This window comes from Peribacillus suis (genome assembly GCF_059384845.1).
On the sequence record NZ_CM182019.1, the window covers coordinates 3605005 to 3620151 of the forward strand.

Annotated in this window: 10 protein-coding genes, 21 tRNA genes and 2 rRNA genes; 5 read left to right on the forward strand and 28 right to left on the reverse strand. The window is 46.2% G+C overall.

Annotation, left to right across the window (positions count from 1 at the left end; all coding sequences use genetic code 11):
* Nucleotides 1–83 precede the first annotated feature (83 nt).
* The 4 genes from menB to AC503W_RS17635 are packed head-to-tail and all read right to left on the reverse strand — an operon-like array spanning nucleotide 84 to nucleotide 4874.
* Nucleotides 84–902 (reverse strand): 1,4-dihydroxy-2-naphthoyl-CoA synthase, encoded by an 819-nt coding sequence (gene menB / locus AC503W_RS17620; protein ID WP_402875214.1) that lies wholly within the window; start codon nucleotides 900–902, stop codon nucleotides 84–86.
* A gap of 12 nt (nucleotides 903–914) precedes the next feature.
* Nucleotides 915–1724: a 2-succinyl-6-hydroxy-2,4-cyclohexadiene-1-carboxylate synthase gene (gene menH / locus AC503W_RS17625; protein ID WP_427687833.1), complete on the reverse strand. Its 810-nt coding sequence runs from the start codon at nucleotides 1722–1724 to the stop codon at nucleotides 915–917.
* Entirely contained in the window at nucleotides 1721–3472 is a 1752-nt protein-coding gene (menD, locus tag AC503W_RS17630; RefSeq protein WP_427687835.1) for a 2-succinyl-5-enolpyruvyl-6-hydroxy-3-cyclohexene-1-carboxylic-acid synthase, read from the reverse strand. Before menD ends, menH begins: the two co-directional genes overlap by 4 nt.
* A complete protein-coding gene (locus tag AC503W_RS17635; RefSeq protein ID WP_427687837.1) occupies nucleotides 3465–4874 on the reverse strand; it encodes an isochorismate synthase in 1410 nt (469 codons plus the stop codon). The genes menD and AC503W_RS17635 overlap by 8 nt, the downstream gene beginning before the upstream one ends.
* A 298-nt stretch (nucleotides 4875–5172) precedes the next feature.
* Here AC503W_RS17635 and AC503W_RS17640 point away from each other — a divergent pair, with 298 nt between their 5' ends.
* Nucleotides 5173–6096 (forward strand): 1,4-dihydroxy-2-naphthoate polyprenyltransferase, encoded by a 924-nt coding sequence (locus AC503W_RS17640; RefSeq protein ID WP_402875228.1) that lies wholly within the window; start codon nucleotides 5173–5175, stop codon nucleotides 6094–6096.
* 138 nt (nucleotides 6097–6234) lie between these two features.
* Nucleotides 6235–7005 carry a TraR/DksA C4-type zinc finger protein gene (locus AC503W_RS17645; protein WP_494915269.1) on the forward strand — a complete coding sequence of 257 codons (771 nt, stop codon included), beginning with the start codon at nucleotides 6235–6237 and terminating at the stop codon, nucleotides 7003–7005.
* An 86-nt stretch (nucleotides 7006–7091) separates the two neighbouring features.
* Here the strand turns inward: AC503W_RS17645 and hxlR are convergent, their stop codons facing one another.
* On the reverse strand, nucleotides 7092–7457 hold the full coding sequence (hxlR, locus tag AC503W_RS17650) for a transcriptional activator HxlR (protein WP_402875234.1): 366 nt from the start codon (nucleotides 7455–7457) through the stop codon (nucleotides 7092–7094).
* Between the two features lie 209 nt (nucleotides 7458–7666).
* On the opposite strand from hxlR, the gene hxlA reads away from it, so the two are divergent.
* From hxlA to AC503W_RS17665, 3 genes are all read left to right on the forward strand, one after another.
* Nucleotides 7667–8299: a 3-hexulose-6-phosphate synthase gene (hxlA, locus tag AC503W_RS17655; RefSeq protein WP_402991865.1), complete on the forward strand. Its 633-nt coding sequence runs from the start codon at nucleotides 7667–7669 to the stop codon at nucleotides 8297–8299.
* Nucleotides 8300–8307: 8 nt separating this feature from the next.
* The gene (hxlB, locus tag AC503W_RS17660) at nucleotides 8308–8865 is read left to right on the forward strand and encodes a 6-phospho-3-hexuloisomerase (protein ID WP_427687840.1); all 558 of its coding nucleotides are present in this window, start codon (nucleotides 8308–8310) and stop codon (nucleotides 8863–8865) included.
* Between the two features lie 437 nt (nucleotides 8866–9302).
* Nucleotides 9303–9773 carry an ABC transporter permease gene (locus tag AC503W_RS17665; RefSeq protein WP_427687842.1) on the forward strand — a complete coding sequence of 157 codons (471 nt, stop codon included), beginning with the start codon at nucleotides 9303–9305 and terminating at the stop codon, nucleotides 9771–9773.
* Nucleotides 9774–9871: 98 nt separating this feature from the next.
* Here AC503W_RS17665 and AC503W_RS17670 read toward each other — a convergent pair.
* The 23 genes from AC503W_RS17670 to AC503W_RS17780 all read right to left on the reverse strand — a co-directional run bounded on the left by AC503W_RS17670 (nucleotide 9872) and on the right by AC503W_RS17780 (nucleotide 15014).
* Nucleotides 9872–9943: transfer RNA gene (locus AC503W_RS17670), tRNA-Glu, on the reverse strand.
* A gap of 3 nt (nucleotides 9944–9946) precedes the next feature.
* A tRNA-Ser gene (locus AC503W_RS17675) sits at nucleotides 9947–10037 on the reverse strand.
* A 1-nt stretch (nucleotide 10038) separates the two neighbouring features.
* A tRNA-Asn gene (locus AC503W_RS17680) sits at nucleotides 10039–10113 on the reverse strand.
* Nucleotides 10114–10124: 11 nt separating this feature from the next.
* Nucleotides 10125–10201 (reverse strand) — tRNA-Ile (locus AC503W_RS17685).
* Between the two features lie 4 nt (nucleotides 10202–10205).
* A tRNA-Gly gene (locus AC503W_RS17690) sits at nucleotides 10206–10279 on the reverse strand.
* A 4-nt stretch (nucleotides 10280–10283) separates the two neighbouring features.
* Nucleotides 10284–10359: transfer RNA gene (locus tag AC503W_RS17695), tRNA-His, on the reverse strand.
* Between the two features lie 18 nt (nucleotides 10360–10377).
* Nucleotides 10378–10453: transfer RNA gene (locus tag AC503W_RS17700), tRNA-Phe, on the reverse strand.
* A 7-nt stretch (nucleotides 10454–10460) separates the two neighbouring features.
* Nucleotides 10461–10536, reverse strand: a tRNA-Asp gene (locus AC503W_RS17705).
* A 6-nt stretch (nucleotides 10537–10542) separates the two neighbouring features.
* A tRNA-Met gene (locus tag AC503W_RS17710) sits at nucleotides 10543–10616 on the reverse strand.
* 103 nt (nucleotides 10617–10719) lie between these two features.
* Nucleotides 10720–10812: transfer RNA gene (locus AC503W_RS17715), tRNA-Ser, on the reverse strand.
* A gap of 21 nt (nucleotides 10813–10833) precedes the next feature.
* Nucleotides 10834–10910: transfer RNA gene (locus AC503W_RS17720), tRNA-Ile, on the reverse strand.
* A 10-nt stretch (nucleotides 10911–10920) separates the two neighbouring features.
* Nucleotides 10921–10997 (reverse strand) — tRNA-Met (locus AC503W_RS17725).
* Nucleotides 10998–11029: 32 nt separating this feature from the next.
* Nucleotides 11030–11105 (reverse strand) — tRNA-Ala (locus AC503W_RS17730).
* Between the two features lie 18 nt (nucleotides 11106–11123).
* Nucleotides 11124–11200 (reverse strand) — tRNA-Pro (locus tag AC503W_RS17735).
* A gap of 10 nt (nucleotides 11201–11210) precedes the next feature.
* Nucleotides 11211–11287: transfer RNA gene (locus AC503W_RS17740), tRNA-Arg, on the reverse strand.
* Between the two features lie 9 nt (nucleotides 11288–11296).
* Nucleotides 11297–11385: transfer RNA gene (locus AC503W_RS17745), tRNA-Leu, on the reverse strand.
* A 12-nt stretch (nucleotides 11386–11397) separates the two neighbouring features.
* Nucleotides 11398–11472: transfer RNA gene (locus AC503W_RS17750), tRNA-Gly, on the reverse strand.
* A gap of 8 nt (nucleotides 11473–11480) precedes the next feature.
* Nucleotides 11481–11562 (reverse strand) — tRNA-Leu (locus tag AC503W_RS17755).
* Between the two features lie 12 nt (nucleotides 11563–11574).
* A tRNA-Lys gene (locus AC503W_RS17760) sits at nucleotides 11575–11647 on the reverse strand.
* A gap of 21 nt (nucleotides 11648–11668) precedes the next feature.
* A tRNA-Thr gene (locus AC503W_RS17765) sits at nucleotides 11669–11744 on the reverse strand.
* A 15-nt stretch (nucleotides 11745–11759) separates the two neighbouring features.
* A tRNA-Val gene (locus AC503W_RS17770) sits at nucleotides 11760–11835 on the reverse strand.
* A 10-nt stretch (nucleotides 11836–11845) separates the two neighbouring features.
* Nucleotides 11846–11961: ribosomal RNA gene (gene rrf, locus AC503W_RS17775) — 5S ribosomal RNA — on the reverse strand.
* Nucleotides 11962–12080: 119 nt separating this feature from the next.
* Nucleotides 12081–15014: ribosomal RNA gene (locus tag AC503W_RS17780) — 23S ribosomal RNA — on the reverse strand.
* Nucleotides 15015–15147 lie beyond the last annotated feature (133 nt).

The following is a 15147-nucleotide window of genomic DNA, read 5'->3' on the forward strand; positions in this document are numbered from 1 at the left end:
TCTTTTATATATAGAAAACAGCTCGACGAATAATTCCGCCAAGCTGTCCACTAATCAAACCACTCATTTTCTTACTTTTTCCATTAAGGGAAACGAGGGAATTGCCCGAAGTCTGGATCACGTTTTTCTTTGAACGCGTCGCGGCCTTCTTTTGCTTCATCTGTTGTGTAATATAAAAGAGTTGCGTCTCCAGCAAGTTGTTGAAGTCCTGCAAGTCCATCTGTATCGGCATTCATCGCTGCTTTTAAGAAACGAAGTGCTGTTGGGCTCTTCTCAAGCATTTCCTCACACCATTTAACAGTTTCAGCTTCTAATTGATCTAGAGGCACAACTGTGTTGACTAAGCCCATTTCCAATGCTTCTTGTGCATTGTATTGACGGCATAGGTACCAGATTTCACGCGCTTTCTTATGTCCAACGATGCGAGCTAGGTAACCTGAACCGTAACCGGCATCGAAGCTTCCCACATTCGGACCAGTTTGACCGAAGACCGCATTGTCAGCAGCGATTGTTAAGTCACAAACGACATTCAATACATTACCGCCGCCAATTGCCCAACCTGCAACCATCGCTACGACCGGTTTTGGAATCACACGGATCAAGCGTTGTAAATCAAGTACGTTCAGGCGTGGGATATTATCTTCCCCAACATATCCGCCATTCCCGCGTACCTTTTGGTCTCCACCTGAACAGAAGGCTTTTCCGCCTACACCTGTCAAAATGATAACACCGATGCTTGCATCATCACGCGCTCTTGCAAAAGCATCAATCATTTCTGCAGTCGTCTTTGGAGTGAATGCATTATGTACATGCGGACGGTTAATCGATACTTTCGCAATGCCATTATACTTCTCGTATAAAATTTCGTCATATTCACGAATTGTTTCCCATTGAATTGTCATCGTATTTCCTCCTTAATTTCGCTTTAAAAACCCATTTATTATTTTACCAAACTTTTGCCCATCTTCCACATGAATTGCATGCCCGACATCATTAATTTTTTTCCATTCGACATTTTTCAATCGACTTTGCATCAATTCAGCGATATGGCAGAATTTTTCATCCAATTCACCCGTCACAAGCAACACGGGAAAATCCAGGGTCTCAAGATTTTCCCAATAGGAAGGTTGGCTTCCTGTCCCCATGCCGAGCAAGCTGTTCGACAGCCCAATCGGTGTATTTGCGAGCCGTTGCTGTCGAATGACAGTTTGTATAGCTGTGGGCAACCTTTTTTGGGTTTCAAACAACGGGATGTTTTCCCACTGTTCGACAAACGCTTCCATGCCATGTTCAAGGATTCGCTTAGCAAGCTTCGCATCATTGCCCCTGCGGTGTTCTCGCTCCTCTTCTGTCTTGAGACCGGGAGAGGAGCTTTCCAGCATCAATGTATGAACATACTCTGGATACAAGCAAGAGAACGCCAATGCTAATCTGCCACCCATCGAGTAACCAAGGATATGGGCTTTTCGCAGCTTCAATGTCTCTAGAATATGCTTCAAGTCCTTTGCTACTTGCTCCATCCCATACCGCTGGAAATCATCAGGCGCCATCGTTTCCCCATGGCCGATGATATCAACCATGATCAAAGAATAGCGGTCCTGCAACATGGGAACAAGAAAGTCCCATGTATCCCGGTTCCCGGTGAACCCATGTAGACATACTATAGGTTCACCATTTCCCGCTATTTCAACAGCATATGTGACATCTCCACTGACAATTTTCATGAAATTTCCCCATCAAGCACCCGTTTTATTTCCTGGGAAACAAAACTCCACAAATTTCGATGAGTTTGCATATTGGATTCCCGCTCTGTAGGCACTTCAATGATTTTCAATCCAGGTATTTCAAAGGAATCCGTGAACACTTGTTTTAATTCATCCCAATTCCGCACCTTGTTATATTTCCCTCCATAAAGCAAAGCAGCATGGGAGAAATCAAGTCCGTGCGGCGTTCCGAATAACGTTTCGAAATGTTCCTTCTCTTTCGCCTGTGGAAGGAAGGAGAAGATCCCTCCGCCATCATTGTTGATCAACAGGACCGTGATGTTCTGCTTTTGCAGTTTGGCTGCAAGCAATCCGTTCATATCATGGAAAAAGCTTAAATCACCTATGGCCAGCACCGTATTTTCGGTAACCGTGCTCACCCCGATTGCCGTGGAAACGACACCATCAATTCCGTTTGCCCCACGGTTCGCCATCGTCTTGATGCTTTTCTCGTTGTTTAAAAAGAACGTATCCAAATCCCGGATAGGCATACTGTTCCCGACGAATATGGTCGAACCTACCGGCATCATGTCCTGGAGTAAGGAAAAGAGCTTTCCTTCACTTAACTCCGATTCATCCCGGATGGAAGATAAGGCATTCTTCGTCGCTTCATTGATGGATTGCCATAAACCAAGCCAGTCTCTGTCTGTTGCTTCAGGCAGTTTTTCACCGATGCGATGACAAAAATCGACTTCATCACAATAGATCATGCTCGTGGCCAAGCCAGCCGGTTCACGCCATCCTGCACCACCATCGATGACCAATGTCAAAGCCTGCTTCTGTTTTTTCAAGAATAAAAGCAGGGGCTTCGAGACTGGCATCGAGCCGAATCGAAGTACGACATCCGGTTGGAATGCAGCCTTGGCAGCTTCATCACGCAAAAATGTATCATAAGCCTCGATGATGGCGTCTTTGTCATGTGTGCCGCTCCGTAACTGAGAAAGCGGGTCAGCCAGTATTGGGAACCCAAGCTTGTCCGCTAATGTGATGATGGCATCCTTCATCTCTGGGTTCCTAAGTTCCCCACACACGATGATGCCTTGTTTTGCTTTTGACAAAGTAGAGGTCAATCCGTCTAATTGTGCGGCCGTTAGTGAGCGTATCCCACTATCGATCATCACAGTCGGCGTTTCCTTACTTTGCCTATATTCCTTGGCTTGTTTTAAATCTGGAATGAGTGGCTCACGTAAAGGGAAGTTCAAGTGGACAGGTCCTGAAGGTTCCATGGATGCCGTCGCTACCGCTCTCGCCCCAATGGTCCTCGCATACCGGATCATTTCATCACTGCTCTCCGGAAGCGCCATCTCGACAAACCACTTCACTTGCTTTCCATATAAATTGATTTGGTCGATGGCCTGTGGAGCTCCGACATCTCGTAGCTCATGGGGGCGATCAGCTGTCAGGACAACTAGGGGCACCCTTGAATAGAAAGCCTCAATGACGGCAGGATGAAAGTTCGCCGCAGCCGTTCCGGACGTACAAAGAAGTCCGACTGGTTCTTTTAATGCCTTAGCCAATCCAAGAGCAAAAAAAGACGCCGAACGCTCATCGACATTAATATGTACCTGAATATCAGGATGTTCCACCATCAATAAAGCAAGAGGTGTAGAACGTGAACCAGGGCTCACGACCACATGCTTCATTCGATTTTGTGCCAGCTCATCGACAAATGAAGCAGCATAGGCTGTCAATGCATCTCGGTCATTCATTCATTTTTCCTCCTAAAGCACTTAACATCGGGTTGAATTTAATCCCCGTTTCCTGGAATTCACTTTCCGGTGTTGAATCTTCTACCACGCCACATCCTGCAAAAAGCGATGCCTCATTGTCCTGTAATAGTGCGGAACGGATTCCAACCGCGAATTCACCGTTCCCCTTCGAATCCACCCAGCCGAGTGGCCCCGCATAAAAGCCTCGTTCCAGACCTTCTATTTCCCGAATGCGTGTGACAGCTTTCTCTTTTGGAAGCCCACCCAATGCCGGCGTTGGATGGAGATTCTCGACACACTCGAAAATAGTCGTATCCGCTTTACACGTTCCTTTCACCGGTGTAAACAAATGCTGTATATGACGGTTCTTCATCAACTTCGGTCCTGATGGAATGATGACCTCATCACATACGGCTTCAAAAGCGTTGGTAATCATCGAAACGACGTACTTGTGCTCTTGTAGATTCTTTTGATCCAAAAGAAGTTCATTACCTAGACGAGTATCCTCTTCTTCGGTTTTCCCCCGGCCCATTGATCCGGCAAGACAAGTTGAAAAGACTTCATTTCCCTGCTTTTTGATTAATCGCTCAGGAGTGGCCCCGACAAAGCAGTCACCGCCTGCCTCTAAACAGAAAATATAGCTCATCGGCTGCTCGGCAAGCAGTTGCTCTAGAACCTGTTTCGAATCGATGGAGCGTTCAAACACAAGGCGCAATTCCCTTGCCAGAACGATCTTATCAAGATCCGTCGTCTTAATTTCCTCAACGGCCCGCGCAACGGTCTTCTTCCATGCCTCAGGTTCGACTTCCTTCTGCTCAACAAAGACATTGGCCGGTATTTCGCCATCATCAAAGTTTTCGGTAAGGAATGCTTCCCTTTCGTTTATCATATCTATGAAGAGTTTTTCTGAATCATCCGGCGAACAAAGTAGGTTTGTCGTTAAGTAGGCCTCCCCCTCCACTATCGATAGCATGAAGGCAGGTATATAGAACAGATTGTCCCCAAATTGATTCCATAGGAACGAACTGTTGGTTTCATAATCAAAAGAAAAGCCCCCAAATAGCAAAGGGCCGGTCGCATCCACATCGGTCACTCCTGTTGTAACAGCAGTATTCTGCAGCTTGATCCAGCTCATTTCAACTTCTCTATAACGGTCGGCATTTGGTGCCGCCTGGATTTTCTTAACGTTGCCTAAACCAGTAATGGTTATATCTTTTGCGGGATCCTGCCAAAAGAAGCGTTCACCCTTATACCGTTCTCTTCCAGCTTGATAAAATGAAAGGGGGTTGTTGCACTCTATTTTCTTAATATGACTAAATAGAACTTGTTCATTCAAGTTCTTCGCCTTTTGTATGGCCATAGCCAGTCCCTGAAACCGTTCAGTTTCTTTCGAGATAGCCAAAAATATCCCCCCAAATCGTACATTTTAAAAGCTTTTTAACCTATTTAAAGATACACCTCCGTTTAACCTCATGTCAATAAAACCACCCTCGAACCGACAAATCATGCCTGCTTTTTTCCTTATTATATGATTCTTAGATAATGATGTAGCATCTCCTTCAATTTGGAAGTCCCGGCTCATCAAATCCCTTTGACACGCTCGAACACTTTTCCTACATTTTATAGGATATCCTTTTGTGAACAAATTCAATCTTTGTTATAATTTTAAGGTACTGATCATGATTTTGAGGAGAGAAATAATGCACACAGAATACGACGAGCTTCCCCTTAAACGAACCTGGAAAATCTGGTGGGAGTTAATTCGTCCACATACACTTACCGCAGCTTTTGTTCCCGTCCTGCTTGGAACCGTCCTTGCCTTGTTAGAGGATGGCGTAAATTGGTTATTATTTGCGGCCATGATGATCGCAAGCATCCTTATTCAGGCTGCAACGAACTTATTTAATGAATACTATGATTTCAAAAGGGGCCTTGATACCGAAGAATCAGTCGGCATCGGTGGCGGTATCGTCCGTCATGGCATGACCCCGAAACTGATCATGACCTTGGCCCTTAGCATGTATGGAATCTCTCTTTTACTAGGAATCTATATTTGCGCCGCGTCATCTTGGTGGATTGCCGCTGTCGGCCTTGTTTGCATGCTGGTCGGCTACCTTTATACCGGAGGTCCGCTACCGATATCATACACACCATTCGGGGAACTTTTTTCCGGTCTATTCATGGGCTTCTTGATCATCTTGATCGCCTACTTCATCCAGACCGGTACAGTTTCTTCCTTAGCCATCCTGATTGCCGTACCAAGCGGTGTTCTTGTCGGGTTGATCAATCTATCGAATAACCTTCGGGACCATGACGGCGATAAGGCCCATGGCCGCAAAACGATGCCTGTCGTTATGGGAAGGAAAAATGCACTAACTTTCATGTCCGTCATGTTTGCCTTCTGTTATGTGTGGGTTGTCGGACTGATTCTCTTGGGAGACGTAACACCTTGGATCCTGCTTTCTTTCCTAAGCATTCCGAAGGCCCTGACTGCCATCAAAGGCTTTGCAGGTAAAACGGAAGCCATCACAATGGTGCCAGCGATGAAAGCAACGGCACAAACGAATACGTTCTTCGGTTTACTGATGTTCATCGGTTTACTCATCCATTATTTCATTCAATAAACGCAAAGCTTTAAACCCCGTGCATGGTGCATGGGGTTTTTTCGTTGTTTCCCACCCCGCTGATTCGGGTACTTACTAATAACTACACAAAAAACAACGATGAAACCATAATCGTACTTATAAAAGGAGAGGAAACCAATGGCGACTGAAAAACAAATCCTGAAATTAAAAGAAGAACTGTTAAGTGAAAAAGAACAGCTTCAACAAAGAATCAAGAATGATGAGACTGTAACCAAACAGTCACAAACCGACTTTTCCGGCGAAATCTCTTCCTATGATAATCACCCCGCCGACTTAGGCACCGAGCTTTTCGACAAGGAAAGATATCAAGCCATCAATGAGCACGCGGAAGAGGAAATCGGAAAAATCGATCTTGCCCTAGAAGCCATTAAAGAAGGAACATACGGTGTTTGTAAGGAATGCGGCAAAGATATCCCATATGAACGGCTTGAAGTGGTTCCTTCCACCTTATATTGTATCGAGCATACACCAGAACAAAAAGTCCATGACGACGTGACCGATGAATATAGGCCAGCCGAGGAAGATATCCTGATCCCTTCTAAGGGAGATAACTTTGAGAACAGGCGCCATTCAGATACAGATGACGAAAATACGGTCAAAGAAGACAGTTTCGGTGAAGTCGCCCAATTCGGAACATCAGACACTCCGGCAGACTATCAGCATAATCGCACAAGCTATAACGAACTTTATGATACAGAAGACGATACCGAGACATTCCCTGAAGACTATGAAGGTTATGCAGCCAATGATATAGAAGGGAAAAATCGTCAAGTCGTATCCAACGAGAACAAAAAAGAATACGAAGACATGCTCGATGACCGGAAGATTGATTCTAAAATGGGCGATATCCCTTACAAGAAGAAAGACAGCTATATAGATGAAAAATAAAAAAGTGCCAGACCTTGTACAGAACTTTGTACGGGGTCAGCACTTTTTTTAATGCTATCCTTATAAGGCTTAAAAGAACTCCTTTTCTACTTGATACTCTCTTTACTATCTTCTTGCCCTCCAACGACATTCTCCATATAATTTTTACCCCAATTATACATCGAATCAAGAATCGGCATCAGGCTTTCTCCTTGTTCTGTCAGAGAGTATTCCACTTTGGGAGGTACGATTGGATAAACCTCGCGATGAACAATAAGATCTTCTTCCAGCTCTCGAAGCTGGTTAACCAGCATTCTTTGAGTGATGCCCGGCATAAGTGCCTTCAATTCACCAAAACGCTTGGTCCCCTGCTTGCCTAAGTGCCATAAAATAAGCATCTTCCATTTTCCCCCTATAACAGAAAGGGTCAATTCCTTCTCACAATTGAATGTTTTATTCTCTAGCCTTGTCATCTGAATTACCTCCATATTTAGAATCCTGCATCCCATGGTATACTTTTTAACACTATGTATAATAAAAGTGCGTACTAACAAAAATATTATACTTAGTATATGATACATTGTATAGTCAAGATGATTTTCTTGCTGTGCATTGAATGAACGTGAGAGGTACATACTTACTGTGCAACATACTAAAACATACTAGTGGGAGTGAAGGATAAATGGAATTACAATTGGCATTGGACTTAGTAAACATTCAAGAAGGAATTGAATTGGTTAAACAGGTGGAAGAATATATAGATATCGTAGAAATCGGTACACCGGTAGTTATTAATGAAGGGCTTCGGGCTGTTAAAGAAATGAAAGAAGCTTTCCCTTCTTTAAAAGTATTAGCTGACCTTAAAATTATGGATGCAGCCGGTTACGAAGTGATGAAGGCATCTGAAGCTGGCGCTGATATCATCACGATTCTTGGTGCAGCTGAAGACATGTCCATCAAAGGGGCTGTTGAAGAAGCTAAAAAACAAGGCAAAAAAATCCTTGTTGATATGATCGCTGTGAAAGATCTTGAAACACGCGCGAAAGAATTGGATGCATTTGGCGTCGATTACATCTGTGTACACACTGGCTACGATCTTCAAGCTGTTGGAAAAAACTCTTTTGAGGACCTTCAAACGATTAAACGCGTTGTAAAGAATGCAAAAACGGCTATTGCAGGCGGCATAAAATTAGATACACTTCCGGAAGTCATTAAAGTACAACCTGACCTTATCATTGTTGGCGGAGGCATCACTGGACAAGCCGATATTAAAGGGACAGCTGCCCAAATACAAGAATTAATTAAACAAGGCTAATATTTAACATGCAGACTTCACAATATATGGCTAAAATCATACAAGAGCTAAGTCGTTCAGTAGACTTAATAGCTGACGAAGAAGCTGAACAACTGGTTAATCGGATTCTTGAAGCAAAGAAAGTTTTTGTAGCAGGTGCAGGAAGATCCGGGCTGATGGGTAAATCCTTTGCCATGCGAATGATGCATATGGGGATAGATGCATATGTATTAGGTGAAACCGTCACCCCCACCTTCGAAAAAGATGACCTTTTAATCCTTGGAACCGGTTCGGGAGAAACAAAAAGTTTGATTTCCATAGCAGAGAAAGCAACGAATATCGGTGGAACCATTGCGACCGTAACAATTTCCCCCGAATCGACCATTGGAAAATTGGCGGATTTCTCAATAAAGCTGCCTGGTTCACCTAAAGACCAGTCGGAAGGTGATTACCAAACAATCCAACCGATGGGCTCTCTATTTGAGCAGACTCTCTTACTTTTCTTCGATAGCGTCATTTTAAGGATAATGGATAAAAAGGGATTGAATACGAATAAAATGTATGGCCGACACGCAAATCTCGAGTAAAAAGTGAAATATAAAAAGACCGCAAGAAATTCTTCTGAATTTACTTGCGGTCTTTTTTTTTGTAAAAGGATTACAGGCTCCTATATATTCTATAAATTAAGATACCGTCCAGTGACGGAAGACATATTATATGCCCATCCTAATAAAAGGTCTCTTCCTTTAATCAAACTTATAGAAAAAAGACTCCTACGATGTAGCTGACCACCTTATATAGGTTTGATTAGCTTCTTAAGTGTACTCATCTTTTGGGAGTTACTCTATCAATTTAGAGTAATCAATCCTATATTTTTAAGTTCTCCATTGCAAATGGTACAGGTCGGATATCAACTAGCTGTAAGCGGTGTACTTTTGGAAAACTTGGCATTCACACTTAAGAACTTTTCCGTAGGATTCATTCTAGTTGCTTTCGTAGGGATGGGCGTCGGACTAATTACTGGATGGTACAAACCTTTAGGTATAAAGCTTTTGATCCTTTTCTAACCGCAATGCTAGGTACCCCTCGCATTGTCCTACTGCCTTTAATCATGGTATGGATGGGATCCGGATTTTCTAGCAAAGTATTACTCGTCTTTCTCGCAGGTGTATTCGCGATTATTCTCAATACCATGTCCGGTGTACAGAATCTTGACCCCAATCTCACAAGAGTGACAAAGGCTTTCGGAGCTTCTCAGCTTCAAACTTTCCTTACGGTCGCTCTTCCAGGTTCTTTACCCCAAATTGTATCTGGATTACGTGTAGGAATCAGGCAGTTCTTGGTTGGTGTAATTGCTGCTGAAATGTTTGTTTCAACGGGGGGAATAGGCTATTTTATTGCACAGCCTTCAGCGAACTTCAACATTGATAGAGTATTCGTAGGAATAGTAGTGATCATTATGGTAGGAATGCACGTTACGCAATCGGTTAAATAGATAGAAGTATTTTATTAAACATCCGATTAATAAAATACTTCTATAATAAGAAAAAACAGTCATAAAAAAAGAAGCATACTTATGTATGCTTCTTTTTATGACCCGTACGGGAATCGAACCCGTGTTACCGCCGTGAAAGGGCGGTGTCTTAACCGCTTGACCAACGGGCCGAATGGCGGAGAAGGAGGGATTTGAACCCTCGCGCCGCTCGCGCGACCTACACCCTTAGCAGGGGCGCCTCTTCAGCCTCTTGAGTACTTCCCCATGGCTCCGCAGGTAGGACTCGAACCTACGACCGTTCGGTTAACAGCCGAATGCTCTACCACTGAGCTACTGCGGAACAATAAAATATGGTGGGCCTAAATGGACTCGAACCATCGACCTCACGCTTATCAGGCGTGCGCTCTAACCAGCTGAGCTATAGGCCCATATTGGAGCGGGTGAAGGGAATCGAACCCTCATCATCAGCTTGGAAGGCTGAGGTTTTACCACTAAACTACACCCGCGAAATGGGGCGACTGATGGGAATCGAACCCACGAATGCCTGAACCACAATCAGGTGCGTTAACCACTTCGCCACAATCGCCGTAATATGAAATTGTAATGGTGGCTCAGGACGGAATCGAACCGCCGACACAAGGATTTTCAGTCCTTTGCTCTACCGACTGAGCTACTGAGCCTAAAAAATGGCGGTCCCGACGGGAATCGAACCCGCGATCTCCTGCGTGACAGGCAGGCATGTTAACCGCTACACCACGGGACCTAATGATTGCGGGGACAGGATTTGAACCTGCGACCTTCGGGTTATGAGCCCGACGAGCTACCGGACTGCTCCACCCCGCGACGGTAATAATGAATCATTTTGCATCAAGTTTTCATGAATACTGTTTTTTTACTTCCTAATATGTAAGGTTGCTTTAAAACAACTTGTTGCTTTTTAAAAAAATGGAGGAGGTAGAGGGATTCGAACCCCCGCGGGATTTGACTCCCCTGTCGGTTTTCAAGACCGATCCCTTCAGCCGAACTTGGGTATACCTCCGTGGCTAAGAAAAAAATTCTATGGTGGACCTTGTAGGACTCGAACCTACGACCGGACGGTTATGAGCCGTCTGCTCTAACCAGCTGAGCTAAAGGTCCTTATATTTATTGGTAGCGGCGGAGGGGATCGAACCCCCGACCTCACGGGTATGAACCGTACGCTCTAGCCAGCTGAGCTACACCGCCAAAATAATATAAGTTTTCTTTTTTTGAAAAAATGGTGGAGCCTAGCGGGATCGAACCGCTGACCTCCTGCGTGCAAGGCAGGCGCTCTCCCAGCTGAGCTAAGGCCCCATTTCATTAAAAATCACATGGTCGGGAAGACAGGATTCGAACCTGCGACCCCTTGGTCCCAAACCAAGTGCTCTACCAAGCTGAGCTACTTCCCGCAAAAAAACATGGTGCGCCCGGCGGGAGTCGAACCTACAACCTTCTGATTCGTAGTCAGATGCTCTATCCAATTGAGCTACGGGCGCATATTAAGATGGTGCCGAGGACCGGAATCGAACCGGTACGGTAGTCACCTACCGCAGGATTTTAAGTCCTGTGCGTCTGCCAGTTCCGCCACCCCGGCACATACGAAAAGTGGAGCGGAAGACGGGATTCGAACCCGCGACCCCAACCTTGGCAAGGTTGTATTCTACCACTGAACTACTTCCGCATGAATGATGCGGGTGAAGGGACTTGAACCCCCACGCCTTGCGGCGCCAGATCCTAAGTCTGGTGCGTCTGCCAATTCCGCCACACCCGCATGAAAAAGTGATGAGCCATGAAGGATTCGAACCTTCGACCCTCTGATTAAAAGTCAGATGCTCTACCAACTGAGCTAATGGCTCATGCTTGTCTTACTATGAAAATGGTGCCGGCAAGAGGACTTGAACCCCCAACCTACTGATTACAAGTCAGTTGCTCTACCAGTTGAGCTACACCGGCAGGTGTAAAAAATAATGGTGGAGGATGACGGGATCGAACCGCCGACCCTCTGCTTGTAAGGCAGATGCTCTCCCAGCTGAGCTAATCCTCCATATTTATATGCTTGGCGGCGTCCTACTCTCACAGGGGGAAACCCCCAACTACCATCGGCGCTGAAGAGCTTAACTGCCGTGTTCGGAATGGGAACGGGTGTGACCTCTTCGCTATCGCCACCAAACATTGTTAACTTTTTTAGGACATTTACTATTATAGCATATCTCTGAAAAAAAGCAAGAAGAAATTTTCATTCCTTCAAAACTAGATAATATATTAGAAGGTGTTCATTTTTTAAAAGCGTTGGTTAAGTCCTCGATCTATTAGTATCAGTCAGCTCCACATGTCGCCACGCTTCCACCTCTGACCTATCAACCTGATCATCTTTCAGGGATCTTACTAGCTTGCGCCATGGGAAATCTCATCTTGAGGGGGGCTTCATGCTTAGATGCTTTCAGCACTTATCCCTTCCGCACGTAGCTACCCAGCTATGCCTTTGGCAAGACAACTGGTACACCAGCGGTGCGTCCATCCCGGTCCTCTCGTACTAAGGACAGCTCCTCTCAAATTTCCTGCGCCCGCGACGGATAGGGACCGAACTGTCTCACGACGTTCTGAACCCAGCTCGCGTACCGCTTTAATGGGCGAACAGCCCAACCCTTGGGACCGACTACAGCCCCAGGATGCGATGAGCCGACATCGAGGTGCCAAACCTCCCCGTCGATGTGGACTCTTGGGGGAGATAAGCCTGTTATCCCCGGGGTAGCTTTTATCCGTTGAGCGATGGCCCTTCCATGCGGAACCACCGGATCACTAAGCCCGACTTTCGTCCCTGCTCGACTTGTAGGTCTCGCAGTCAAGCTCCCTTGTGCCTTTACACTCTGCGAATGATTTCCAACCATTCTGAGGGAACCTTTGGGCGCCTCCGTTACTCTTTAGGAGGCGACCGCCCCAGTCAAACTGCCCACCTGACACTGTCTCCCACCCCGATAAGGGGCGCGGGTTAGAATTTCAATACAGCCAGGGTAGTATCCCACCAACGCCTCCACCGAAGCTAGCGCTCCGGCTTCTCAGGCTCCTACCTATCCTGTACAAGCTGTAACAAAATTCAATATCAGGCTGCAGTAAAGCTCCACGGGGTCTTTCCGTCCTGTCGCGGGTAACCTGCATCTTCACAGGTACTATAATTTCACCGAGTCTCTCGTTGAGACAGTGCCCAGATCGTTACACCTTTCGTGCGGGTCGGAACTTACCCGACAAGGAATTTCGCTACCTTAGGACCGTTATAGTTACGGCCGCCGTTTACTGGGGCTTCGGTTCAAAGCTTCGCTTGCGCTAACCTCTCCCCTTAACCTTCCAGCACCGGGCAGGTGTCAGCCCCTATACTTCGCCTTGCGGCTTCGCAGAGACCTGTGTTTTTGCTAAACAGTCGCCTGGGCCTATTCACTGCGGCTTTTCTGGGCTATTCACCCTAAAAAGCACCCCTTCTCCCGAAGTTACGGGGTCATTTTGCCGAGTTCCTTAACGAGAGTTCTCTCGCACACCTTAGGATTCTCTCCTCGCCTACCTGTGTCGGTTTGCGGTACGGGCACCTTACATCTCACTAGAGGCTTTTCTTGGCAGTGTGGAATCAGGAACTTCGGTACTATATTTCCCTCGCCATCACAGCTCCGCCTTAATGGAAACGGGATTTGCCTCGTTTCCGGCCTAACTGCTTGGACGCGCATATCCAACAGCGCGCTTACCCTATCCTTCTGCGTCCCCCCATCGTTCAAACGATGTATAGGTGGTACAGGAATATCAACCTGTTGTCCATCGCCTACGCCTTTCGGCCTCGGCTTAGGTCCCGACTAACCCTGAGCGGACGAGCCTTCCTCAGGAAACCTTAGGCATTCGGTGGAAGGGATTCTCACCCTTCTTTCGCTACTCATACCGGCATTCTCACTTCTAAGCGCTCCACCAGTCCTTACGGTCTGACTTCAACGCCCTTAGAACGCTCTCCTACCATCGACACCATACGGTGTCAATCCACAGCTTCGGTGATACGTTTAGCCCCGGTACATTTTCGGCGCGGAGTCACTCGACCAGTGAGCTATTACGCACTCTTTAAATGGTGGCTGCTTCTGAGCCAACATCCTGGTTGTCTAAGCAACTCCACATCCTTTTCCACTTAACGTATACTTTGGGACCTTAGCTGGTGGTCTGGGCTGTTTCCCTTTCGACTACGGATCTTATCACTCGCAGTCTGACTCCCAAGAATAAGTATTTGGCATTCGGAGTTTGACTGAATTCGGTAACCCGTTGGGGGCCCCTAGTCCAATCAGTGCTCTACCTCCAATACTCTCATCTTGAGGCTAGCCCTAAAGCTATTTCGGAGAGAACCAGCTATCTCCAGGTTCGATTGGAATTTCTCCGCTACCCACACCTCATCCCCGCACTTTTCAACGTGCGTGGGTTCGGGCCTCCATTCAGTGTTACCTGAACTTCACCCTGGACATGGGTAGATCACCTGGTTTCGGGTCTACGACCTCATACTCATTCGCCCTATTCAGACTCGCTTTCGCTGCGGCTCCGTCTTATCAACTTAACCTCGCATGAAATCGTAACTCGCCGGTTCATTCTACAAAAGGCACGCCATTACCCATTAACGGGCTTTGACTACTTGTAGGCACACGGTTTCAGGATCTATTTCACTCCCCTTCCGGGGTGCTTTTCACCTTTCCCTCACGGTACTGGTTCACTATCGGTCACTAGGTAGTATTTAGCCTTGGGAGATGGTCCTCCCTGCTTCCGACGGGATTTCTCGTGTCCCGCCGTACTCAGGATCCACTCAGGAGGGAACGAAGTTTCAACTACAGGGTTTTTACCTTCTTTGACGGACCTTTCCAGGTCACTTCATTTACCCCGTTCCTTTGTAACTCCATATTGAGTGTCCTACAACCCCAAGAGGCAAGCCTCTTGGTTTGGGCTACATTCCGTTTCGCTCGCCGCTACTCAGGAAATCGCTATTGCTTTCTCTTCCTCCGGGTACTTAGATGTTTCAGTTCCCCGGGTCTGCCTTCAATACCCTATGTATTCAGGTAGAGATACTGTTCCATTACGAACAGTGGGTTTCCCCATTCGGAAATCTCCGGATCAAAGCTTACTTACAGCTCCCCGAAGCATATCGGTGTTAGTCCCGTCCTTCATCGGCTCCTAGTGCCAAGGCATCCACCGTGCGCCCTTTCTAACTTAACCGTTAAAAAGATCTTACTGATGCTTTGAAAAAAATTAATTGCCTTCTATCTATTATCTAGTTTTCAAGGAACAATGTAGAAAGATCGTCATCACGATGTGATGAGTCCTTCGTGGTTGAATGAATTACTCATTC

Coding starts and splice junctions, on each gene's coding strand:
- menB (WP_402875214.1), bottom strand. CDS start 902: ATGACAATTCAATGGGAAACAATTCGTGAATATGACGAAATTTTATAC.
- menH (WP_427687833.1), bottom strand. CDS start 1,724: ATGAAAATTGTCAGTGGAGATGTCACATATGCTGTTGAAATAGCGGGA.
- menD (WP_427687835.1), bottom strand. CDS start 3,472: ATGAATGACCGAGATGCATTGACAGCCTATGCTGCTTCATTTGTCGAT.
- AC503W_RS17640 (WP_402875228.1), top strand. CDS start 5,173: ATGCACACAGAATACGACGAGCTTCCCCTTAAACGAACCTGGAAAATC.
- AC503W_RS17645 (WP_494915269.1), top strand. CDS start 6,235: ATGGCGACTGAAAAACAAATCCTGAAATTAAAAGAAGAACTGTTAAGT.
- hxlR (WP_402875234.1), bottom strand. CDS start 7,457: ATGACAAGGCTAGAGAATAAAACATTCAATTGTGAGAAGGAATTGACC.
- hxlA (WP_402991865.1), top strand. CDS start 7,667: ATGGAATTACAATTGGCATTGGACTTAGTAAACATTCAAGAAGGAATT.
- hxlB (WP_427687840.1), top strand. CDS start 8,308: ATGCAGACTTCACAATATATGGCTAAAATCATACAAGAGCTAAGTCGT.
- AC503W_RS17665 (WP_427687842.1), top strand. CDS start 9,303: ATGGTACAAACCTTTAGGTATAAAGCTTTTGATCCTTTTCTAACCGCA.